This window comes from Planktothrix mougeotii LEGE 06226 (genome assembly GCF_015207485.1).
GTDB lineage: Bacteria > Cyanobacteriota > Cyanobacteriia > Cyanobacteriales > Microcoleaceae > Planktothrix.
Map to the genome: position 1 here is coordinate 1 of NZ_JADEWU010000007.1, position 22,722 is coordinate 22,722.

Genomic DNA, 22,722 nt, shown 5'->3' on the forward strand with positions numbered 1-22,722 from the left:
GTCCCCCTGTCCCCCCGTCTCCCCCTCTTCTTCTGTAACGGTTCTTTACGACAACTACAGACAAGGGCAACATCAATGTTACGATTCCGTAAAAACATGATTTGAGTGATATTTCTATGGCAGAAACACTGACTGGACAACCACCCAAGTTCGGCGGCAGCACCGGTGGGTTATTAACAAAAGCCCAAGTGGAAGAAAAATATGCAATCACCTGGACTAGCACCAAAGAACAGGTGTTTGAAATGCCCACAGGCGGTGCGGCCATTATGAACGAAGGGGACAACCTTTTGTATTTAGCCCGCAAAGAACAGTGTCTAGCTTTAGGTGCTCAACTGCGGTCAAAATTCAAACCCAGAATAGACAACTATAAAATCTATCGCGTTTTCCCTAACGGCGAAACTCAATATCTGCATCCCAAAGATGGCGTTTTCCCTGAAAAAGTCAACGAAGGACGTGAAGCCGTCAATGGCGTTGCTCACAATATCGGTAGCAACGTTGATCCGGCTAAAGTCAAATTTACAGGTAAATCTACCTCTGACGTTTAAAACGCTTTAAGTAATTCCAGGGCGCAATGCCCATAAACATATTAGGATGAAGGATGGTTTATTCTCACCTTCATCCTTTTGTTTTTTATTGTTCGCTATTAGTCGCCATGATTTTTCCAGATTTTTCCCAATTTGCTCAACGCGCTTCCACAGGAAATTTTATTCCGGTCTATCAAGAATGGGTGGCTGATTTAGATACTCCGGTTTCTGCATGGTATCGGGTTTGTGCGGATCAACCCTATAATTTTTTGTTAGAGTCCGTTGAAGGTGGCGAAAAAATCGGACGTTATAGTTTCTTAGGCTGTGATCCAGTTTGGATTTTAGAAGCCAAAGGCGATGGGCTCCGCCCAGCCGAAGGCTATCGCACCGTGCAAAAATGGCGAGATGGAACAATTCAAGAATTTACAGGCGATCCCTTCAAAGCGTTAGAAGCCTGTTTAGAACCTTATCATCCGGTAAAATTACCTCAACTCCCGCCCGGAATTGGGGGACTCTTTGGGTTTTGGGGGTATGAATTAATGCAGTGGATCGAGTCCCGTGTTCCTGTTTATTCCCCGAATTCTGATGATTTACCCGATGGGTTATGGATGCAGGTTGATCAGTTATTAATCTTTGATCAAGTTAAACGTAAAATTTGGGCGATCGCCTACGCAGATACTCGCAATACCGATTTAGAAACCGCCTATCAACAAGCTTGCGATCGCGTTCAACAATTAGTGACTAAATTACAATCCCCATTATCCCCAGAAAACACCCTTTTAGAATGGACTCCCCCCGATCATCAACCGCTATTAACCTATAAAAGTAATGTTTCTGAAGATCAATTTTGCGCCAATGTAGAAAAGGGTAAACAATATATTAAAGCCGGAGATATTTTTCAAGTGGTTTTATCTCAACGGTTAACCACAGAATATTCCGGTGCTCCCTTTTCCCTATATCGTTCTTTACGGTTAATTAACCCGTCTCCCTATATGGCTTATTTTAACTTTGGAGATTGGCAATTAATTGGTTCCAGTCCTGAAGTGATGGTAAAAGCCGAAAAAAATCCCGACGGAAAATTAATTACTACTGTCCGTCCCATTGCGGGAACCCGTCGCCGAGGTCAAACCTATCAAGAAGATCAAGCTTTAGGAAAAGATTTATTGCAAGATCCCAAAGAAGTCGCGGAACACATTATGTTAGTCGATTTGGGACGCAATGATTTAGGGCGAGTTTGTCGGATGGGGACGGTTAAAGTTGATGAATTAATGGTCATTGAACGCTATTCCCATGTTATGCACATTGTTAGTAATGTGATTGGAGAATTAGCGGATACTAAAACCGCCTGGGATCTGTTAAAAGCTTGTTTTCCTGCTGGGACAGTTAGCGGAGCCCCTAAAATTCGGGCGATGGAAATTATTCATGAGTTAGAAGGCTGTCGCCGTGGGCCCTATTCTGGGGTTTATGGTTACTATGATTTTGAAGGACAACTCAATAGTGCCATTACCATACGCACCATGATTGTTGAAAATCAAGGTGAAAATCAACATCAAGTTAGTGTTCAAGCGGGTGCGGGTATTGTCGCCGACTCCCAACCTCAAAAAGAATATGAAGAAACCCTGAATAAAGCACGGGGGTTATTAGAAGCCATTCGGTGTTTAAAAGGTTGAGAATTGACTGTTGATATAATAGGGAATGCTTTTCCTATTCCCTATTATCGATTGCGGCTGACTGATAACTGATACAGACGTGCCATGGCTCGTCTCTACACTGATAACTGATTATTGCCAACACCTGCTAAACTTAGGGAGAAATTGTATCGTTTTGGATCATGTCTTCCACTGCAACCCCTTTACCCCCTACTTTAGAACGGATGGTACAGCGTTTTAAGCGCGCCTCATCTAATAAATTGCGTTATGAACAATTAATTACCATCGCCCAAAAACTTCCCCCCTTTCCAGAAGATCAGAAAATTCCTGATAATAAAGTCCCCGGTTGTGTGTCCCAGGTTTATGTGATTGCTGACTTAGATGAACAGGGAAAAGTTCAATTTCAAGGAGAGTCTGATTCTCAATTAACCAAAGGATTAGTTGCTTTTTTAATTATGGGAATGAACGGACTCACCCCCCCAGAAATTGATCAACTTCAACCGGATTTTATTCAAGAAACAGGATTACAAGCGAGTTTAACACCCTCTCGCGCTAACGGCTTTTTCAATATTTTCCAAACCCTGAAGAAAAAAGCCGTTACCTGTGATCCGAATTTTAATTCTGAAGGGTCAGGAATCTGAAAAAATACTTGACAATTTAACCGAGCAATGAATCAAGATTATTTGTGGATAGAAGCCTTAAAATTTAATGATCAAGGGTTAATTCCTGCGATCGCTCAAGATGCAGAAGATGGAACCGTATTAATGATGGCTTGGATGAATAAAGAATCGATTCAAAAAACCCTAGAAACCCAAGAAGTTCACTATTGGAGTCGTTCTCGTTCAGAATTATGGCACAAAGGAGCCACATCAGGACATATTCAAAAACTTAAATCTTTATATTATGATTGTGATGCCGATACTTTATTATTAAAAATAGAACAAATTGGCAATATCGCTTGTCATACAGGCGCAAGAAGTTGTTTTTTTACAGAAGCAAAAATCAGTTATCAGTAATCAGTTATCAGTGTAAGAGTTATCAGTTCGAGGATAAACAGTCAACATTGAGTAAATTGTTAACCGTTGGCAAGTGATAACGATTAATTTTAAACTCAAAACTAACAACTAACTACTAAGGACTGTTCAACTGATAATTGATTACTCATCACTAATAACTGATAACTGTCAACTGATAACTGATAACTGATAACTGATAACTGATTAAACATGGTAATCAAACTTTATAATACTCAAACTCGTCAAAAAGAAGATTTTCAACCGTTAGAAACCGGGACAGTAAAAATGTATTGCTGTGGGGTGACGGTTTATGATTATTGTCATTTAGGTCATGCTAGATCCTATATTGTCTGGGATACCGTTAGACGCTATTTAGAATATGTAGGATATCAAGTTAATTATATTCAGAATTTTACGGATATTGATGATAAAATTCTCAATCGTGCCAAATTAGAAGGCGCGACCATGCAGGAAGTTTCCGAGAAATATATTCAAGCTTATTTTGAAGATATTCGACGATTAAATATTAAAGATGCCGATAATTATCCCCGCGTAACTGAACATATCCCCCAAATTATTCAACTAATTCAAGAATTAGAAAAACAAGGAGTTGCTTATGCAGTAGATGGGGATGTTTACTATAGTGTCAATCAGTTTCCTGAGTATGGAAAATTATCAGGACGACAACAGGAACAACTACAAGCAGGCGCGGGGGGACGGGTTTCTTTATCCGATCCTGAAGCGATCAAGAAAAAAGATCCCTCGGATTTTGCCCTCTGGAAAGCCGCAAAATTAGGCGAACCTGCGTGGGAATCTCCTTGGGGAAATGGTCGCCCTGGATGGCATATTGAATGCTCTGCAATGGTAAAATCAATATTAGGAAATACCATTGATATTCATAGCGGTGGTGGTGATTTAGTTTTCCCCCATCATGAAAATGAAATTGCCCAGTCGGAAGCCGCAACCCATCAACCTTTATCTCGGTATTGGATGCACAATGGGATGGTGCGGGTGAGTGGGGAAAAAATGTCAAAATCCCTGGGAAATTTCACAACAATTCGAGGTTTATTAGATACGCCGCTTGATCCAATGGTGGTGCGTTTATTTGTGTTACAAGCTCATTATCGTAAACCTTTGGATTTTACCGATGAAGCGATCGCATCTGCTGAAAATAGCTGGAATACCATCAAAGAAGCCTTGTTATTTAATCATGAATATGGAGATAAATTAGGGTTTGATCTTCAGAAAACATTGATTGATCAAGATGCTATTGAACGGTTTAAAACGTCAATGGATGATGATATTAATACACCGGAAGGGTTAGCGGTTGTGTTTGAATTAGCCAAAGAATTAAAACGCGATCGCAATATTTTAGTACATGGCGGAACCCCAGAAACCTCACCGGAAACCCTACAAAAATATTGGCAAACCTTAGTGGAATTAACAACAGTGTTAGGGTTAGAAGCAAAACCAGAGGAAAGTCAGGAGTTAGGATTGAGTGATAGTGAGATTGAAGCGTTAGTTCAGCAACGGTTAGAGGCGAAAAAAGCTAAGAATTTTGCCGAAAGCGATCGCATTCGAGATGAATTAAAAGGGTTAGGGATTACCTTAATTGATCAACCCGGAAACAAAACCATCTGGCATCGTTAATTAAGGTGAATTGAGCAGGGTTCTAGGATATATAATACTTCTTAGGATAGTGTTAATTGCTTAAACTCTTCTTACTTTTTAGGCTTTTTCCTTCTGTTCCCTGTTCCCTGTTCCCTGTTCCCTATCAAAACCAAAGGAGATGATCATGTTAAAAAGTTATGAAGCAATTTATGAAAACGGTCAGGTGAAATGGTTATCAGAACAACCTCAAGTTACTTCAGCGCGTATTATTGTAACCGTGTTAGAAGAAACAAAAATCCCCCTAAAGCGTCGGATTCCTTCTGCTTTGATAGCTGGTAAAGCTAAAATTTTAGGAGATATTATTAGCCCTATTATCGATGAAGAAGATTGGGAATGTCTGAAATAATTGTTCTCGATACTCATATTTGGTTGTGGTGGATTAATCGGGAATTTGATCGCTTTCCTGACCAATGGCGAGACAAAATAGAAACTGCTAATCAGGTGGGGGTTTCTCCTGTATCTTGTTTTGAAATCGCACTGGCTGAAAAACGAGGCAGACTGCAATTATCGTGTCCTGCAAAAGAATGGTGTGAAGAAGCTTTGACCCCATCAGACATCATGTTATTTCCCTTAACCCCTGAAATTGCCTCTAGCGCCGTCAATTTGTCACCGATTCATAAAGATCCTTTTGATCGAATTATTATAGCTACAGCGTTAGTTTATCAAGCAAATTTAGCCAGTATTGATAGTGTGTTCTCTCAATATTCAGAACTCGATCCCTACTTGATGAAATAGCCGAGAAGTTCCATAAAATTCTGCAATAACTCTAATACACAATTAACCATTCACCAAATCCCACAACGCATCAATACCCCACCCAACAAATTCAGAATCTTCATGTTGTTGAATCCACTCTACCACCAACGGCTTAACTTGATCGGATTGCTTACCTAACTTGCCTAATGCCTCTGCTGCATTCCCACGCACACTACCCTCACTATCGGACAAAGCTTCAAGCAAAGCTGCAATTACTGTTTCTGAAGCATTTCCTAACTTGCCTAATGCCTGTGCTACCTCTACACGCACAAAACCCTCGCTATCGGACAAAGCATTAAATAAAGCCTCAATTACTGTTTCTGAAGTATTTCCTAACTTGCCTAATGCCGTTACTGCACTATTACGCACCGAATTATCACTATCCGACAAAGCGTTAAGCAAAGCCTCTATTACTGTTTCTGAAGCATTTCCTAACTTGCCTAATGCTATTACTGCATTCCGACGCACCCCATCATCACTATCGAATAAAGCGTTAAGCAAAGCCTCAATTACTGTTTCTGAAGCATGGCTTAAGTTAGCTAATGCCAATACTGCATTCCGACGCACCCCATCATTACTACCGGAAAAAGCTTGAAGCAAAGCCTCAATTACTGTTTCTGAAGCATTCCCTAACTTGCCTAATGTTATTACTGCATTCCGACGCACCCCATCATTACTACCGGAAAAAGCTTGAAGCAAAGCCTCAATTACTGTTTCTGAAGCATTCTCTAACCGGCTTAATGCCAATGCTGCATTCCAACGCACCAAATGATTGCTATCGGAAAAAGCTTGAAGCAAAGCCTCAATTACTGTTTCCGAAACATTCCCTAACTTGCCTAATACCAATGCTGCATTCACACGCACCAAATGATTGCTATCGGAAAAAGCTTGAAGCAAAGCCTCAATTACTGTTTCCGAAGCATTCCCTAAGCTGCCTAATGCCTCTGCTGCATTCACACGCACCAAATGATTGCTATCGGACAAAGCCTTAAGCAAAGCCTCAATCACTGTTTCCGAAGCATTCCCTAAGTTGCCTAATGCCGATGCTGCATTCACACGCACCTCATCATCACTATATCAAAATCGGTAGCCAATCAAATTCGGAATTTAAGCCTAATAATTCCGATTGATTTTGAGCGATAATAACGGAAAAATAGCTTAATAAAGTGGTTTTTCCTGAACCGGGCGCACCCAAAATGACAACTTTCTTCGCTTGATTTTTCGTTAATAAATCCTTAGCTGAAAAAGGGTTCCCTGCATAACTTTCTAAATCTGTCCATTGCCGTTGTTGTCGGGATAATTCCCCTTGACGGTTTCCGCGATCGCCTAATTCTAAAAAATCAGCTTCCCTCAAACTCCCATAACGTTCTTTTTTCTCTTCTTTGACATCTTGCATCACAAAAATTTTAGCTAGCTTTTCGGATTTATCGTCTTCCTGTCCTCTAACATCAATCCCCACAAACTTAACATCATCATACCAGTTTGCTAATTGTTTAAGATAAACAGCCTTAGCATACTGAAAGGTTAAATTACCAATTTGTTTAAAATATTCTGTTTTAAATAGTTCTAACCAAGGCTGAATAAATTCTCGATTAATTCGATTATTTCTATCGGGATTATTATTGTTAACCGTTTCTTTAAAAGCAAAAACCAGTAAATCCAGATTAATCCCCTGATTAACTAGAGGTTTTTGCAATTCTTCTAAAACTTCTCTTCTCTGAAAATATTGATCTAAAAATTTACGTTTAAACCGCTTATCACTCTGACCAAATAACTGATCACAGTGTTGATCTGCTACAGTAATCGCCACTTTTAAGGCTTTTTCAATCTCCTGGGGATTTAATTGACTGCAAATATTCTTCAGAATACCACTTGCGATTTTTACTGCTCCCCATTCCCCTAACCAAGGTGCTATTGCCGTGCCTAAAGTGCCTAAAGTTTCAAATAACATATTCAAAAATTATTCTAAATAATTCTATGATATTATTTTAACAAAAAAAATGACTGTGCGACAGTTGTTTTTGAGGGAAAACGGGGAATTAGCGATTTAACCAACGAAATATGGGAAGGATGAAATAGTGAGTGATTCCCAGAGAAAAGGCAGTTGTACCACTGAGTAACGCCATAAAACCTAAACTTTGCCAAAATTGAGGTAAATCAGGCTGTTGCATTCCAGTGGGAAACTTTAATAGCTCTTGAGGAAGAAGATCAAATTGATTGAAACCTAAAAATAAAGTTATGACGGTTAATAAAACACAAATTCCTTGAAACAGTTGATCACTGCGTAATCCTAAACCTAATGTTACTAATATCGCCGCTATTCCTAAAGGAAGTTGATTTAAAAGTTCTAATTCCCTTCCGTGAAGTCCTATATTTCCTAAACGATTAATTAATTCTCCACTGGCTCCCCCCACAATATACCCTAATAGTCCCATAATTCCGGCTAACGGATAACGGCGACGTTGATCAAATCCTCCTGCATCTGTTAAACCAATTCCAGTTCCTAATCCCGCTAATCCCCAAACTAATATTTCCGCGCCTAAAGTTAGGGGGACATTGGGCAAAAGTTGAGGTAATTCTTGGGCTAAAAAAACAGTGATTATTTCTCCCAACCCCGAAAAATAAACAAACATTGATCCAATGACAGTTCCAATCATAGATCCAATCACGGCTAATGCCATTTCCCAACTCGTTTCTACGACTCCCCGAACACAATGGAGGGTTAATTTTCCCAGTCCTAAAACCAGTTGAATTAATCCGCGATCCCATTGAATTAATGTGGTTTTGATGCGGTCTAGTAATTGTTGATGAGACGACATCATCCGTCGAGGACGTTTTTTCTGTCGAACAATTCTAAAGATATCTGTTTGAATTTCCGTCGCACTTTGGGGACGTTGACGGGGATCGAGTTGAACCATGCGATCTAATAAATTAGCAAACCCAGAACTGACTTGAACTTTTTGTCGCCAATGTAATTCCGTTGTTAACCCATCTTCTAATTCCCCTGGAAATTGACCCGTTAATAAATGAATACAAGTGCGTCCCAAGGCATAAAAATCCGTTGCTGGCCCCACCATTGCCCCCATCACCTGTTCTGGGGGACTGTATCCGGCGGACACGAGGCGGGTGGTACTGCGGGGGGTATTTTCGCGATCGCCATGTACCCGATTTCCAATTTGTTTAGCGCCGCCAAAGTCAATCATCACCAGTTGGGTTTGCCAAACTTGAGTGGTACTCAAGGGTTGATGGGGAGTCATGCGTAACATCAAGTTCGAGGGTTTAATGTCTCGATGAATAATTTGATAGCTATGTAACTCGCGTAAAATTTCCAAAGCTTGGGATAACCAACTGAGCACCCAGTCTTCGGGACAACCTTGGGGGTATTGGTTCAAAATTTCCTGTAACGTCGGGCCATGAATTTTTTCCATGACTAAACAGGGGAGATGGCCATCGTTCCCATTGCGTTTTTTTAAATAAAAATAGCCATCTCCTTCAACTCTGGGAACTCCAGAATGGCGTAACTGAGCTAAAACCGCCGCCTCCTGTTCAAACAGTTCTAAGGCTTTGGGAGAAGGTTCAATCAGAACTTTGAGGACTTTTTCGGTTTGGGTTTTGAGATCCCAAACGGTATAAAGTCGGGAAAACCCGCCACTTCCTAAATGATGGAGGGGAATATAACGTTGGTTCAGTTGTAGGGGAGCTCCACAACTCTGACAAAATTTGTTCCCCCAAGGTTGGTGGGAGGGATGGGAACAGTGGGGATTAATACAGTGGATAGTGGGTGACTTCACAATGAATCAGTTATCAGTGATCAGTGATCAGTTATCAGTGGGTAAGAGGGAATAGGTAATGGGCAACCGTCAACGGTCAACAGCTATAACAACAATCTTAACGAAGAGTTCTACGCAAAACCCAGTTTTGGGTGAATTGATTAAAATCAATTGTTAGTTAATTTACTATAGATGATATGCTATTAATCTAGCATGGGACTAACGGACTCAGACTCAAGAAAGCTGAAACTAGGCGTTAGGGACGGATCTGAATTTGGAGGGAGAAAAAAGATGTCAGGGGAAATCGCCAAACTGGGAAGACTATCGTTGAAATCCTAGGGTAAACCGGGAAATACTTCTTAGATGTTCTCCCTGGGGGAAATATTTAGGCTCTCCATCGGGGATCATGATGTTGGGCTTGACAGAAGGCTTCAAATATGCAGTCTCAACGCCGGAAAAGTTTAAGTAAAATAACTTATTCGAGTTGACAGAATTAATTTAATAACACTTAATATAAAAAGTGTCATCTTAGTGGTAAAGAGACTAAAAAATTTACTGGAATCTGAAGAGAATATGGCAATATCCGAAGAAATATAAACAAATGTTATGAAAATATTAAAAAGATTCAAGGTTGCAATGACTCATTTCTTGATACTATTTTAATCAATTGCCAATCAGCGCATAAAATAAGCGATTCCTCACGAAGGGAGATTTAAGGGAGATATGTCTTACTCTCAAACACAAAGCAAGTCCAAATCTGGCTATAAAGCTGGTGTACAGGACTATAAACTGACCTATTACACGCCCGACTATACACCAAAAGATACAGATGTTCTGGCTGCCTTTCGGGTCACGCCTCAACCTGGAGTTCCCCCCGAAGAAGCGGGTGCTGCGGTAGCTGCCGAATCCTCTACCGGAACCTGGACAACGGTATGGACAGACTTACTGACCGACCTTGATCGTTACAAAGGTCGTTGCTATGAAGTCGAGCCCGTTCCTGGTGAAGATAACCAATATATTTGCTACATCGCCTATCCTCTGGATCTGTTTGAAGAAGGGTCTGTCACCAACTTACTGACCTCTTTAGTTGGTAACGTTTTCGGCTTCAAAGCTCTGCGCGCCCTGCGTTTAGAAGACTTACGGATTCCCATTGCTTACCTGAAAACCTTCCAAGGGCCTCCTCACGGGATTACCGTTGAGCGCGATAAATTAAACAAATACGGTCGTCCTCTGCTCGGCTGTACCATTAAGCCCAAACTCGGTCTGTCTGCCAAAAACTATGGCCGCGCCGTTTATGAGTGCTTACGCGGTGGTTTAGACTTCACCAAAGACGACGAAAACATCAACTCTCAGCCCTTCATGCGTTGGCGCGATCGCTTCCTGTTCGTTCAAGAAGCCATCGAAAAAGCTCAGGCTGAAACCGGGGAAATCAAAGGCCACTACTTAAACGTGACCGCCCCCACCTCTGAAGAAATGATGGAACGGGCTGAATTCGCCAAAGAAATCAAAACCCCCATCATCATGCACGACTTCCTGACGGGTGGTTTCACCGCTAACACCAGTTTAGCTAAATGGTGCCGTAGCAATGGGCTGCTGCTCCACATCCACCGCGCCATGCACGCGGTTATTGACCGTCAGAAAAATCACGGGATTCACTTCCGCGTGTTAGCCAAATGCTTACGGATGTCTGGTGGAGACCACCTGCACTCCGGTACCGTCGTCGGTAAACTCGAAGGCGAAAAAGGCATCACCATGGGCTTCGTTGACTTGATGCGCGAAGACCACGTGGAACTTGATCGCGCTCGTGGGATCTACTTTACCCAAGATTGGGCTTCTATGCCTGGTGTTATGCCCGTTGCGTCCGGTGGGATTCACGTTTGGCATATGCCCGCCCTGGTGGAAATCTTCGGCGATGACTCTTGCTTACAGTTCGGTGGTGGAACCCTCGGACACCCTTGGGGTAATGCTCCCGGTGCAACCGCGAACCGTGTGGCTCTGGAAGCTTGTATCCAAGCGCGTAACGAAGGCCGTAACCTGTTCCGTGAAGGCGGCGACGTCATCCGTGAAGCTTGCAAATGGTCTCCTGAACTGGCTGTTGCTTGCGAACTCTGGAAAGAAATCAAGTTTGAATTCGAGTCGATGGATACCGTCTAATTGATTGGAGATTCAGGATTTTGGATTTTGGGTCAGACTTGACAAATCAAGTCAGTTGTGGTTACAACTCAATCCAAAATCTAAAATCTAAATCCACAATCAAGAGGGTTAGGTCAGCCTATGGATATCAAACAAGTTGCGAAAGAAACATCAAAGGTGCTGGCAAGCTACCTGACCTATCAGGCTGTTAGGATTATTACGAATCAATTACGGGAAACGAACCCTGGACAAGCAATTTGGCTGAGTGGATTTTCCTCAACGGGTAAAATTCAGGACGGAGAAGCTTATCTACAGGAAATGCTTCAAGAAAATCAGGAAATGGCTTTTCGCATTATGACGGTGCGAGACCATCTGGTGCAGGAAGTCGCTGATTATTTACCGGAAATGGTTCGTGACAATATTCAAAAAGCCAATATGGATTTTCGGCGTCAGTATTTAGAACGAATTACGCAACTGAGTAGTGTTGAACCTAACCCAGAGACTCAATTGCAAACCGACTCAGAACCAAACCCCGATGCTTCGGTGAGTTAAGGCTTGATTGCCATTGCCTGTAAACCTTTAGTGGACTGAACTTCAGAAACAACAATGCGGACATTACCCAAAGAACGTCGTTTTGAAACTTTATCCTATCTGCCCCCCTTGACCGATGCTCAAATCGTCAAGCAAGTCCAATATATTCTGGATCAAGGATATATCCCCGGTGTGGAATTTAGCGACTCTTCTGAACCCACCCAACACTATTGGACACTGTGGAAACTACCTTTGTTCAATGCTTCTACCGCCCAAGAAGTCTTAGGTGAAGTTCAAGCTTGCCGCCAAGAATATTCCAAATCTTTTATTCGCGTCATGGGTTTTGACAACGTGAAACAGTGCCAAGTGTTAAGCTTCATTGTTCACAAACCTTCTACTTCTCTGTACTAAGATTAAGTCTTAAGACTGGATGAGTTAGAACTAGATTCCGAAGTCCCTAACTTATCCTTTGCTTAAAATTGTTTAGAATTTGAGCCAAATTTAGGCAGGGAAATTCCCTGCTTTTTTTAATCAAAAGCTATGTTATGTTCCATCCCAGAAAAATTTTTAAGAAAATTCGCCTTCAGATTCTGCCGTTATTTTTAATTATTGCCATTGTTGTTGGTGTCAGCTTTCGCTTTGTAGCATTAGATGGAAAAATTTATTGGCATGATGAGGTTTATACCACCCTGCGGGCGGCGGGATATACACGTGAAGAATTCACCCAGGAATTCTATCAAAATCGCATGGTTTCCCCCGTTGATCTGCTGAAATATCAACAACTTAAACCGGGGAGTACCCCCCTAGATACCCTCAATTCTTTAGCCACAGAAGATCCTCAACATTCTCCCTTTTACTTTTTATTGGCACGAGGATGGATGTTTGTAGGGGGTAATTCTATTCTGGCTTCTCGTCTTTTACCTGCTTTTATTAGTTTAATATCCTTACCGTTTATGTATTTATTGGCTTGGGAACTCTTTCAATCTTCCCAAACCGCTTTACTCGCCACAGCCTTTCTCGCTTTATCTCCCTTTGATATTTTATTTGCTCAAACCGCCCGACAATATAGTTTACTGACTTTGATGGTAATTGTGAGTAGTTATTGCTTACTCAAAGCTGTCCGTTGGCGACATCCTTTATTTTGGGGTGGCTATAGTTTAGCTTGTATTTTAGGACTCTATACCCATGTTTTATTCGGGTTAACAATTATTGGTCATGGCGCTTATATTCTATTATTGAGTCTTGAACCTTCCTCGTCATTTTCCCGAAGGAAAAAACTTCCTTTCTCTACTTTGTTGTTAGAATTTTTAGCAGCAATTGCGATCGCTATCCTGGCTTATAGCCCTTGGTTAATCATTTTAATCAATAATTTACAACAAGCTGTAGATGTTACGAATTGGTCAAGTTCTTCCATGAGCTTACTCAATTTACTCAAGTTTTGGATTTTGAGTTTTACCTGTCTATTTGTTGATATCAATTTTGACTTCAACAGTATTCAGATGTATTTACTCAGACTGCCATTTCTTCTGTTAATTTTGGTAGCCTTATTTCAAATTAGCCAGCAAACAAATCGACAAACTCGCCTATTTATTTGGACATCAATTTTCGTTCCCTTTTTAATCTTAGCCTTACCTGATGTACTGCTAGGGGGAGGACGTTCCGCAGTAGCTCGATTTTTAATTCCTTGTTTTCCTGCGGTTCAATTAGCTGTTGCTTATCTATTTTCTACACACATTCAGAGTAATAAAATTTCTTTAATTGATGGAGAGATTTTTTGGCGGGGACTGTTAGCAATAATGTTTACCTTGAGTATTATTTCCATGACGCTCAGTGCCAACTCTCAAAGCTGGTGGCATCAAGTTCCCAGTCATGAAATTCCCCAAATGGCTCGTTATTTGAATCAAAATCCCTCAGCTACTCTCATCGTGGATCAAGGAATTGATTATACAAATTTAGGAAATATTATTTCGCTGAGTTACGAATTGAATCCCAACATCAAACTATTTATGGTCAATTCTCAACCGAATCTATTATTACTCCCAGTAGGGCCAAAAATTTTGGTTCTCAACCCCTCTCAAGAATTACGCCAAAGGATTGAAACTTCTAACTATCAGCTAGAAAAGGTTGCTCAACAAACCCAACTCTGGGAACTCAAGTAACAAAATTTTGCAATTTTTCTCAAAACCTCTATCTCGTTGATCCCCTAAACTAAGATGGTAATATCGGGTTCAACAGGCTAGGGTTATGAATGGATTACCTCACTCCAATACAAACACTGTTCAACGGTTTCGAGAATTACAAACTCAACTTCGCCAACGGTTTCACAGTTTAAGCTATCAGGAATTAAAAGATCAAGATGTCGTCGTGATTCCCTCTCTGAGTTTAGATAGCCATCAATTAGAAAAAGTTCAAGGTGCCCATCAATATGAGGAGCGATTACTCTTTTCTTTAATTCGATTACGCAACCCTCAAATGCGGTTGATTTATGTGTCTTCTCAACCGGTTCATCCGACGGTGATTGATTATTATTTACATTTAATGCCCGGAATTCCCCTTAGCCATGTTCGGGATCGTTTACTGTTGTTTTCAACCTATGATACCTCTCCTAAACCCTTAACCCAAAAAATTTTAGAACGTCCCCGTTTAATTTCTCGAATTCATCAAGTTTTAAGACCGAATAAATCTTATATGGTTTGTTTTAATTCCACACCTTTAGAACGAGAATTATCGGTACAATTAGATATCCCCTTATTTGGAGTTGATCCTGACTTAAATTATTGGGGAACTAAAAGTGGAAGTCGGCAAATCTTTACTGAAGTGGGCATTCCTCATCCCGATGGCAGCCCTTTAGTTTGGAATTCCGAAGATTTAACAGAAGTTGCCCTAGAATTATGGGCTCGTCAACCCACTTTAAAACGGATGGTGATTAAACTGAATCAGGGATTTTCAGGGGAAGGAAATGCTTTATTTGATTTAAGACCTTTCCAAGATTTAACTGCTCATGAAAGAGCAAAAACTTTAAAAAATTCTTGGCATCATTTAAGGTTTCAAGCCCCTGATGAAACTTGGGAAACTTTTAGCGATCGCATTTCTGAATTAGGGGTAATTGTAGAAGCCTTTATTGAAGGAGAAATTAAAGAATCTCCCAGTGTTCAGTGTGAAATTTTTCCCAATGGAAAGGTTGAAGTTCTTTCTACCCATGATCAAATTTTAAGTGGCCCTGATGGTCAAGTCTTTCAAGGATGCCGATTTCCCGCCCAAAAAGCTTATCGATTACAATTACAAGAAATGGGGGAAAAAATTGGTCAAAATTTAGCAGAGAAAGGGGCTTTAGAACGCTTTAGTGTGGATTTTATCGCGGTGAATCAACCTAATAGTTCTCACTGGGATTTACAAGCAATAGAAATCAACTTACGTCGAGGCGGCACAACCCATCCGTTTATGACATTAAAGTTATTAACCAATGGACGTTATGATTTACAGACCGGGCTATTTTATAGTCAACAATCTCGTCCTAAATTTTATATTGCGTCTGATAATTTACAAAGTGAACGCTATCAAGGCTTATTACCCAATGATTTAATGGATATTATCGTTAATCATGAATTACATTTTGATAATAGTACGGAAACAGGAACAGTTTTTCACTTAATGGGATGTTTATCTCGTTATGGAAAATTAGGGTTAACTTGTATTGGCAATTCTCCTGAACACGCCCAGGAAATTTATGATCGAGTTGTGGCGGTTCTTGATGAAGAAACCGAAATTCATCCCTTTAGAAGTTGGGAGAATGATTCTTTATCGAAGGGGATACCTATTATTCCGTGAGGGTTAAGGGATTAATAAACCACAAAGGTACAAAGACACGAAGCAGGAGAAAAGGATCAGATTAGGGGATTTTATGTCAAAATAAAGACTAGCAATTTCAGTTCAATTCCCAATGTTGACTCCCCGAATTCATCCAGAAATGATCGAAGATGTTAAGGAATGTGTTGATATTATTGTTGTAAGCGATCGCGCATTATTAAGTTACGATCTAAAACGGTGACATCCTGACCTAAAGAATGCAATCTCAACACTAATTTCTGACCTAAAAGCCCAGTTACTCGCGTAACTCAAAGCTTTTTTATAACTTCAAATAGTATATAATAAGACTGAATTAGATTATAAAAGGATAGTTCTATGACCGCTAACTTAATTCAATCGTCATCTCTATCTATTGCCAAATTGACTTATCCTGTGTTAATTCAACAACAGAATGAAGAATATATAGTAACAGTATTGGGTTTAGATTGTAAGGCTAAAGGTGCAAGTCGAGAAGCAGCACTAGAACAATTATTAGAACAAGTTAATGCTATTTTGAAGCAAGGCGAAATTGTGCAATTAGAAATTCCTCTACCCAAACCGGAACATCCTTGGATGAAATTTGCAGGAATGTTTAAAGACGATCCCTACTTTGACGAGATGCTCAAAGATATTGAAGATTATCGTCGTGAAAGAGATGCTGAAACCGAAGAATATTATCGTCAACTTGATGGAGAGGAGTAGAAAAAGTGAGTTTTTGGATATTAGATACTGATCATATTTCCTTATTTCAACGACAACATCCTGTTGTAACACAACGAGTGATTACAGTTAATCCTGAAGAAATTGCAGTTACTATTGTTACAGTAGAAGAACAGTTTTATGGACGTTTAAACCAAATTAAAAAAGCAAAATCTGCTGATGAGCTTCTGTTTGCTTACGCAAGATTAGAAGAAAATTTAAAGTATTATCAAACTATTAATGTGATAAATTTTGATCAAGAATCTTATCATTGTTATTTTGAGTTATTGCGTCAAAAAATTCGGATTGGTACGCAAGATTTACGCATTGCTGCTCTTGTCATGGCAAACAATGGAATTTTAGTAACACGCAATCGACAAGATTTTGAACGAGTTCCTGGGTTGAAGTTTGAAGATTGGAGTATTGAAAATAGGGATGTTTAAAGAATGCGATGGCGTACCTACCATCTTGATTATTATAACATTTTCTACTGATTCGGGTAAGTTAGGGTGAGCGCGATCGCAATTTTAAAACAATAACTTTTAGTTAAATTATTCTTCTAAATTCCATAGCGTTATACCTGGAGTTACTGCAAAAACTTTCATCTGAACTTTTCTCTCGCCTATTTCGTTACAAGGCATTTGATTAGCATTGATAAAATCAAATTCTCTTAAGCTATGAACACAAAAAGATAAATCAGGCAAATTTGAATTCCAAAATCTAGTTCCGCTTTGTCCGTACATATAAACATTACCTGTATAGCTTCTTCCTAGATCAACCTCTTCACATCTACTCGGATAAATAGTCAACCATCCTTTTGTTCGCAGTTTTGTTCCATTATTTCCATCCCAGTAACCGACTGCAAGATTAATTGTTTCGCCACGAGTTTGATTACAAAAACGAACAATTGTTGTTTGACGTAATTGGTCAAGTTGTGCTTGTAACTCATCTCTTTCTCGCTGAAGGTTTTGAATCTTAAGGTTAAGTCTATTATTATCTAAACCCAGCTTAAGACCCATGAAGAAGACCAAACTAGAAGCCATTCCTAAAAGAATAGCTGTAGATCTACTAAAATTATTTTGCTTCTTTTTGGCATCAGAGATTATTGTTTTTTTTACAGATTTTGAACTTTTTTCTAAAGCAATTAAATTTTTACCTCCACAAATATCACATTCTAAAGGTAATACATCAACTCTAAACTCATGAGTACAAGTCTGGCATTTATAAAGAGGCATAAGAATTTGAAAATCAATTTTTTCTTAAATTTGTTTTAATTCGAGTTCCATCCGTTTTTCTTTCTGTACTATCTGTTGGGAAGGTATCATGATGATAAAGATGTCGTAAAATCTTATGAACTTCTACAATAGATAGGCGATTTTCTGGCTTTAAAACCAACATTTTTTCAATTAATAGTTTGATTTTATGATCTGTGGGATTAGAATAGATTTTACTTGGGGTACTCCGCGTCAAACCTTTGCTAATATTGATACGGCTTTGTGGAGGAATTTCATGGGTTAAACACTCAGGAAGTGTTAATTCTTGACCACTAGAAACTGTTTGATAAGCGTATTGATAACGCTTGGGAAAAGTTGGGAGTGAACCAGTCCAGTATTGACAAAAGATTAAACCCAGGGAAAAAATATCAGATTTTTGATTGGGTGCTGAAGTTTTACCTTCTGTATTAATATATTCAGCAAACTCTGGTGAATAGTAGACTTGATCTCCCACTAAAAATTCGGGTGTTGTGGGTTCTCCTTCTAATATACTATTATCAAAATCAATAATCTTAGCGATTAAACGATTTTCCCATTCCTGAATCAGAATATTATCGGGTTTTAGATCAAGGTGAATAATTTTACTCCCATGAAGAATCTTTAAAGCTCCTGCTGCTGTTAACATCACAAACAGCCGATTTTTCATTTCTAACTCATGAACTTTATTAGATAAAGAGCTAGTATCGACTTTTTGAGAAACTTTAAAGTAATGGCTTCCATGTTCATTACCATGTTTAAAAAAGTCTATTGTTCTGACAACTAACCCGCCATCACCACAAGCCGAAAGAGCTTTCATCATCGCTAATTGTTTTCTTTCAAAAGCTTCACATTGATCTCGTTTTTTTTGTTTCCCTTTCTCACTTCCTGGTGCAGATGTACCAGGATAAACAGGGCTTAAAAACTTTTTAATAAAAACCTCCTCTGCTCCCGCTTTTGCAAATCCCCATTGACACTGACCACCATTAGCACTGTCAAAATCACGACTGACGGTATATTTACCAATAACATCGCCTGTTTTGTAAGACATAATTTAGTTTTCTCCTTCTGAAATTTGCGTTAAATTGTCAATTTTTTGAAGTAATTCTAATGTTTTCTTGTATTTTTCATTGTCATTTGCTGTAGGACTCACTCGAAGTTGATAATATTGACTTGCTTCCTTGCAATAATCCCTAGCTTTGTCTAAGTTATTACATAGGTAATTAATCCATGCGATAAAAAATTTAAAACTTGTTCTTAGATCAGAATCCAAATATTCTTTGTTTGATCCACTCTGTAAACATTGTTCTAATAGCAATTCTAAATCTTGAATTTTCTGGATATTTTCTTGACCTAGAGAATTCAAATTTTCAGGTTTCAGCAGTGGGTATAAATTTTCTAAGAACTTTTTAATAGCTTCTTGAAAATCATTGTTTTCCAAATAGATTTGAGCGAGTATTAAATAAGATTTAATCAAATTATATTCAACTTGATCAGATTCATATTTGTTATGATCTTCTATAAGTTCTTGTCCTCCATGATCTATAGTAGAATCATTCTCGTAAGAAGGTTCAGAAATTATTTCTTGAGTTGGAACAGAATCTCTATTAATTTCTACACTAGATTGAGCTAGTTCCAGTTTTTCAACTGAATATAAATATTGTTCATAAGTTTCTCGGTATTTTTCCCATAATGGATTTAATGCCCCAATATTTGTATTTTTACAATCAAAATTATCTTGTAAATAAGCCTGACGGTCTTTGTAGGATTGCTTCAAATTTTCAAAATCTTCATAGCCGATGGGGTAAAGAATAAGAGATACATCATCCTGTTTAATGTCTTGATATTGTTGATTTAATGAATCTTCCCATTGTTTAACATTCTCCGATTGATTTAAGGTATTTAACAATAACTTTTCAAACTCCCAAGGTGCAGGTAAATATTGAAAGCATCCGTCAGTACAAGCCAGAATACATCCGGGTTTATCCAATTCTTGTAATTTAAAATGAATCTGCCAGTCGTCCTTCATATCTGCACTTAAATATTGAGACATAGGCGGATCTTCTCGAATCATTTCAAACGCATCTTTTTTTACTTCTAAATCATCGTGAGTTAGTTGCTGTAAACCGGCTTCTGGACTTAAGAAGTATAACCGTGAATCTCCAATCCAAGCTAAACTAACGTGATATTTTGTTGACCCTTCAATTGATTTTGGAATACTCGCCAGTGCCATCGTTGTACACAAGCGTTTACCTGCTAAAGATCCTCCAAGACGAGAGGGCTTAATATGGGCATCAGCTGCTTCTTTTAAAGTGTTATAAACTTTCTCTTTGAGTGCTTTAACGATTTCAGCATTTAGTTGTCCATACCATTGATCTAAAAAAGCTCCGACTGTTTCTGAAGCTTTTTGGGAAGCAATTTTTCCGCCAGTTTGCCCATCATAACCTGCTGAACGCCCTCCTAAGCCATCAAAAACTCCGATGACTATAACATCAGGATAATCATCAGCACTAAATAGATGAGCATCCTCACCTTTGCCAGTGGCAATTTCTATATTGACAGTTATGCAAAACGAGTTCATAGCTTAGTCAAGCGCAATAGAAGTTTATCGATCTAAATTAGAGCAATTAGAAATTCGATTAAATCAAGAAAATCCTCATATTTTGACTCTGAAGATTTTCTTGATTTTTCAAGACCATTTAAACGCTATTAGCAATAACATCTAAAATTTCATCCATTTCAAATTCTTCTAATCCTTTACCTGCTTTAGATGCAAAATGTATCGTGTTATCCCAACTACTAGCAATCATTGTCCAAGGAGAAGCATCAGGAGTAAACAATAGTAATCGTTTAGCAGGGCTTGACATTTCAGACCAATAATCGGTGAGATCATCTAAAGATGAAGAAATTTCTTTAGGATAATGGGCAGGTTTAGGGCTTTTTTCTAAACTATGGGCGCTCGCATCAGTATAAACAATAACGACATAGCGTTGTTTAGCAAAATCTTGGGCTTTTTCCCATTTGGATCTTAACGCTAAATCCAAACCTTCTAAGCCATTTTCGGGTTCGTCCCCACCTCCTTGTGCTTGGATTTTAGAAACAAAACCAGCAAATTCAGAATTTTCTGTACGAAGATTAAAGAACTTAGACTCTACCATTGCTTGATCAGGTGCATCAGCCCAGTAATCCCGAAATACAATGACTTTAGCCCTAAGTTGATCAATTTTTTTCTGTTTAGTCTCCATCTTCGCTTCGAGCTTGGGATAGAAGTTGAGGGCTGTAGACTTGACTTCATCAATCAAGTGACCCATTGAACCTGTACCATCAATGCACATGACTAAATCAACAGCATACTTGACATATTTGTCCCCTGCTTCCTGTGCCATACTGGGTTTTAACCTCCCGACGCTGGTGAATAATTAGATTTGACTTAAATATCTATTGGCTTGACTTGCAAACTTTACGCAAATTCCTCAAAAAATTTTTTAACCTGGGTTTTGTTGTCATCGGGAGATGATGAAACAACGCTAATCCAGATCAATAGGCTTTAGTGAGTCGTAGCGAGTTAGAGATAAGCTAGGCTTGAGCTTTACTTAGTATAAAATGATTAATCCTGTTTGCTCCCTGCATTTAAACAGGAGTTATGTTAGGATAAAAACAGGATATTGAGGACGCGACATCATGACTTCCCTTGATCAACAGTTCAACCAGGCTGCACTCCATTGGGACTTGGACACGCTTTATACTGACCTCGCCTCTGCTAAGGGAAAACGCCTGACACCGATGGAAAAGCTGCATTTGCGGGGGTTGTTGTCTGGGTTTAGTCCGGCGGAAATTGCCGAACAACTGGGAAAGAACGTTAAAGGTGTGAAAACTGACCTCTGTGTGACGTTATATCGATATGTGAAAAGTTTGGTAGATAAGTTAGATGCTCGGATTGAAAGTTGGCGAGAAGTAACGGAATGGTTAGAAGAAGCCGGATATAAACGACAGACACCCCCTGAGATTCCCGTTGATAGTTTGCTGACTGAAAAAAGTGTTGTTAATGTTAATAATATTCATATTGAAAATCATCAGTTAGTTGTTGTTTTTAGTTTAAAAATCCCTACAACATCCGCCACTTCAGAATCACAAAAATATTCGGAGATTACAGAAAATTCAATAATTGCCGAAAATTTAGTTAATTAACAGTTGAATATTATAAAAACTTAATTGTTAAATCCAGAAAATCAGTCGCTTTCATAATTTTTATATTTTGATAATCATTTAATGATAAAAGATGCTTGTCACCTGTAACAATGTAGGTAGCATTCCCATTAACAGCGCACTCTAAAACCATATCGTCATCAGGATCAGCCTCAATGATTTTCAATTGGTTACTAATTTCTATCATTGTAGAGTATTGTAAAACTTCTTGAACAAGAGCTTCAGCACGCTCAGACTCATATTCAAACTTAACCACTAATTTTTCATAAAATTCATCTAAAATATCTTGACAAGTAATAGATTTAACTAGCCCTCTTTTGGCTAATGCCGTGCATTGAAAAGGTTTACTTATAGGAGAAAGAACGGCTGAAATTAAAATATTAGTATCGAAAACAACTATCGGAATCACAGTTCATCCTCATGGAGTATTTCATCAATAAATATTTCCCGTTCATCTTCGGTCATTAAATCCCAGTTACGTCCCCGTTTTGTGGCTGCCAACCGAGCTTTATCGGTGCTATCATGAGTTAATTGCTCCCAAGAATACCAAGGTTTAGTTAGTAAGAATATTACTAACTCCTCTTGTTGAGTTCGAGGTAATTGTTTAATTAATTCAATGACTTGATCATTGCTTAAAGATAAAATTGGCATGGGTTCATGTATGTGTGGTT

General features: G+C 39.0%; 24 protein-coding genes. 15 read left to right on the top strand and 9 right to left on the bottom strand.

Going from position 1 to position 22,722, the window contains the following annotated elements; all coding sequences use genetic code 11:
• The first annotated feature begins 116 nt into the window (after positions 1-116).
• From psaD to IQ236_RS04920, 7 genes are all read left to right on the top strand, one after another.
• Complete coding sequence (psaD, locus tag IQ236_RS04890) at positions 117-545, top strand: photosystem I reaction center subunit II PsaD (RefSeq protein WP_193868229.1); 429 nt, start codon at positions 117-119, stop codon at positions 543-545.
• A 107-nt stretch (positions 546-652) separates the two neighbouring features.
• The gene (gene trpE, locus IQ236_RS04895) at positions 653-2,194 is read left to right on the top strand and encodes an anthranilate synthase component I (protein WP_193868336.1); all 1,542 of its coding nucleotides are present in this window, start codon (positions 653-655) and stop codon (positions 2,192-2,194) included.
• 161 nt (positions 2,195-2,355) lie between these two features.
• Entirely contained in the window at positions 2,356-2,814 is a 459-nt protein-coding gene (locus IQ236_RS04900) for a SufE family protein (RefSeq protein ID WP_193868230.1), read from the top strand.
• 27 nt (positions 2,815-2,841) lie between these two features.
• The gene (gene hisI / locus IQ236_RS04905; RefSeq protein WP_193868231.1) at positions 2,842-3,189 is read left to right on the top strand and encodes a phosphoribosyl-AMP cyclohydrolase; all 348 of its coding nucleotides are present in this window, start codon (positions 2,842-2,844) and stop codon (positions 3,187-3,189) included.
• Positions 3,190-3,399: 210 nt separating this feature from the next.
• Positions 3,400-4,839 (top strand): cysteine--tRNA ligase, encoded by a 1,440-nt coding sequence (gene cysS, locus IQ236_RS04910; protein WP_193868232.1) that lies wholly within the window; start codon positions 3,400-3,402, stop codon positions 4,837-4,839.
• Between the two features lie 145 nt (positions 4,840-4,984).
• On the top strand, positions 4,985-5,206 hold the full coding sequence (locus IQ236_RS04915) for a hypothetical protein (RefSeq protein ID WP_193868233.1): 222 nt from the start codon (positions 4,985-4,987) through the stop codon (positions 5,204-5,206).
• The gene (locus tag IQ236_RS04920) at positions 5,194-5,595 is read left to right on the top strand and encodes a type II toxin-antitoxin system VapC family toxin (protein ID WP_193868234.1); all 402 of its coding nucleotides are present in this window, start codon (positions 5,194-5,196) and stop codon (positions 5,593-5,595) included. The genes IQ236_RS04915 and IQ236_RS04920 overlap by 13 nt, the downstream gene beginning before the upstream one ends.
• Positions 5,596-5,637: 42 nt before the next feature.
• On the opposite strand, the gene IQ236_RS04925 is transcribed toward IQ236_RS04920, so the two are convergent.
• The 3 genes from IQ236_RS04925 to IQ236_RS04935 all read right to left on the bottom strand — a co-directional run bounded on the left by IQ236_RS04925 (position 5,638) and on the right by IQ236_RS04935 (position 9,407).
• Entirely contained in the window at positions 5,638-6,678 is a 1,041-nt protein-coding gene (locus IQ236_RS04925) for a HEAT repeat domain-containing protein (protein ID WP_322744085.1), read from the bottom strand.
• A gap of 10 nt (positions 6,679-6,688) precedes the next feature.
• Positions 6,689-7,567 (bottom strand): hypothetical protein, encoded by an 879-nt coding sequence (locus tag IQ236_RS04930; RefSeq protein WP_407676141.1) that lies wholly within the window; start codon positions 7,565-7,567, stop codon positions 6,689-6,691.
• A gap of 88 nt (positions 7,568-7,655) precedes the next feature.
• Entirely contained in the window at positions 7,656-9,407 is a 1,752-nt protein-coding gene (locus IQ236_RS04935; protein WP_322744086.1) for a serine/threonine-protein kinase, read from the bottom strand.
• A gap of 702 nt (positions 9,408-10,109) precedes the next feature.
• Here IQ236_RS04935 and IQ236_RS04940 point away from each other — a divergent pair.
• The 7 genes from IQ236_RS04940 (at position 10,110) to IQ236_RS04970 (ending at position 17,038) form a co-directional block, all read left to right on the top strand.
• Positions 10,110-11,540: a form I ribulose bisphosphate carboxylase large subunit gene (locus IQ236_RS04940; RefSeq protein WP_190515954.1), complete on the top strand. Its 1,431-nt coding sequence runs from the start codon at positions 10,110-10,112 to the stop codon at positions 11,538-11,540.
• Between the two features lie 120 nt (positions 11,541-11,660).
• Entirely contained in the window at positions 11,661-12,071 is a 411-nt protein-coding gene (gene rcbX / locus IQ236_RS04945) for a RuBisCO chaperone RbcX (RefSeq protein WP_193868237.1), read from the top strand.
• A gap of 54 nt (positions 12,072-12,125) precedes the next feature.
• The gene (locus IQ236_RS04950; RefSeq protein WP_190515958.1) at positions 12,126-12,461 is read left to right on the top strand and encodes a ribulose bisphosphate carboxylase small subunit; all 336 of its coding nucleotides are present in this window, start codon (positions 12,126-12,128) and stop codon (positions 12,459-12,461) included.
• A 134-nt stretch (positions 12,462-12,595) separates the two neighbouring features.
• A complete protein-coding gene (locus IQ236_RS04955; RefSeq protein ID WP_193868238.1) occupies positions 12,596-14,209 on the top strand; it encodes a glycosyltransferase family 39 protein in 1,614 nt (537 codons plus the stop codon).
• 85 nt (positions 14,210-14,294) lie between these two features.
• On the top strand, positions 14,295-15,878 hold the full coding sequence (locus IQ236_RS04960) for a peptide ligase PGM1-related protein (protein WP_193868239.1): 1,584 nt from the start codon (positions 14,295-14,297) through the stop codon (positions 15,876-15,878).
• A 354-nt stretch (positions 15,879-16,232) separates the two neighbouring features.
• A complete protein-coding gene (locus tag IQ236_RS04965; RefSeq protein ID WP_193868240.1) occupies positions 16,233-16,598 on the top strand; it encodes a type II toxin-antitoxin system HicB family antitoxin in 366 nt (121 codons plus the stop codon).
• Positions 16,599-16,603: 5 nt separating this feature from the next.
• Positions 16,604-17,038, top strand: coding sequence for a type II toxin-antitoxin system VapC family toxin (locus IQ236_RS04970; protein WP_193868241.1), 435 nt, complete (start codon positions 16,604-16,606; stop codon positions 17,036-17,038).
• A gap of 108 nt (positions 17,039-17,146) precedes the next feature.
• Here the strand turns inward: IQ236_RS04970 and IQ236_RS04975 are convergent, their stop codons facing one another.
• From IQ236_RS04975 to IQ236_RS04990, 4 genes are all read right to left on the bottom strand, one after another.
• On the bottom strand, positions 17,147-17,830 hold the full coding sequence (locus IQ236_RS04975) for a DUF1036 domain-containing protein (protein ID WP_193868242.1): 684 nt from the start codon (positions 17,828-17,830) through the stop codon (positions 17,147-17,149).
• 13 nt (positions 17,831-17,843) lie between these two features.
• A complete protein-coding gene (locus IQ236_RS04980; protein ID WP_193868243.1) occupies positions 17,844-18,896 on the bottom strand; it encodes a protein kinase domain-containing protein in 1,053 nt (350 codons plus the stop codon).
• A gap of 3 nt (positions 18,897-18,899) precedes the next feature.
• Entirely contained in the window at positions 18,900-20,426 is a 1,527-nt protein-coding gene (locus IQ236_RS04985; RefSeq protein WP_193868244.1) for a PP2C family protein-serine/threonine phosphatase, read from the bottom strand.
• A gap of 118 nt (positions 20,427-20,544) precedes the next feature.
• A complete protein-coding gene (locus IQ236_RS04990; protein WP_193868245.1) occupies positions 20,545-21,231 on the bottom strand; it encodes a vWA domain-containing protein in 687 nt (228 codons plus the stop codon).
• 295 nt (positions 21,232-21,526) lie between these two features.
• Here IQ236_RS04990 and IQ236_RS04995 point away from each other — a divergent pair, with 295 nt between their 5' ends.
• Positions 21,527-22,033, top strand: a complete 507-nt coding sequence (locus tag IQ236_RS04995; RefSeq protein ID WP_193868246.1) for a helix-turn-helix transcriptional regulator — start codon at positions 21,527-21,529, stop codon at positions 22,031-22,033.
• Between the two features lie 10 nt (positions 22,034-22,043).
• Here IQ236_RS04995 and IQ236_RS05000 read toward each other — a convergent pair whose 3' ends face one another.
• Both IQ236_RS05000 and IQ236_RS05005 read right to left on the bottom strand, forming a co-directional pair.
• Entirely contained in the window at positions 22,044-22,460 is a 417-nt protein-coding gene (locus tag IQ236_RS05000; protein WP_193868247.1) for a putative toxin-antitoxin system toxin component, PIN family, read from the bottom strand.
• On the bottom strand, positions 22,457-22,702 hold the full coding sequence (locus IQ236_RS05005; RefSeq protein ID WP_193868248.1) for a hypothetical protein: 246 nt from the start codon (positions 22,700-22,702) through the stop codon (positions 22,457-22,459). Before IQ236_RS05005 ends, IQ236_RS05000 begins: the two co-directional genes overlap by 4 nt.
• Positions 22,703-22,722 lie beyond the last annotated feature (20 nt).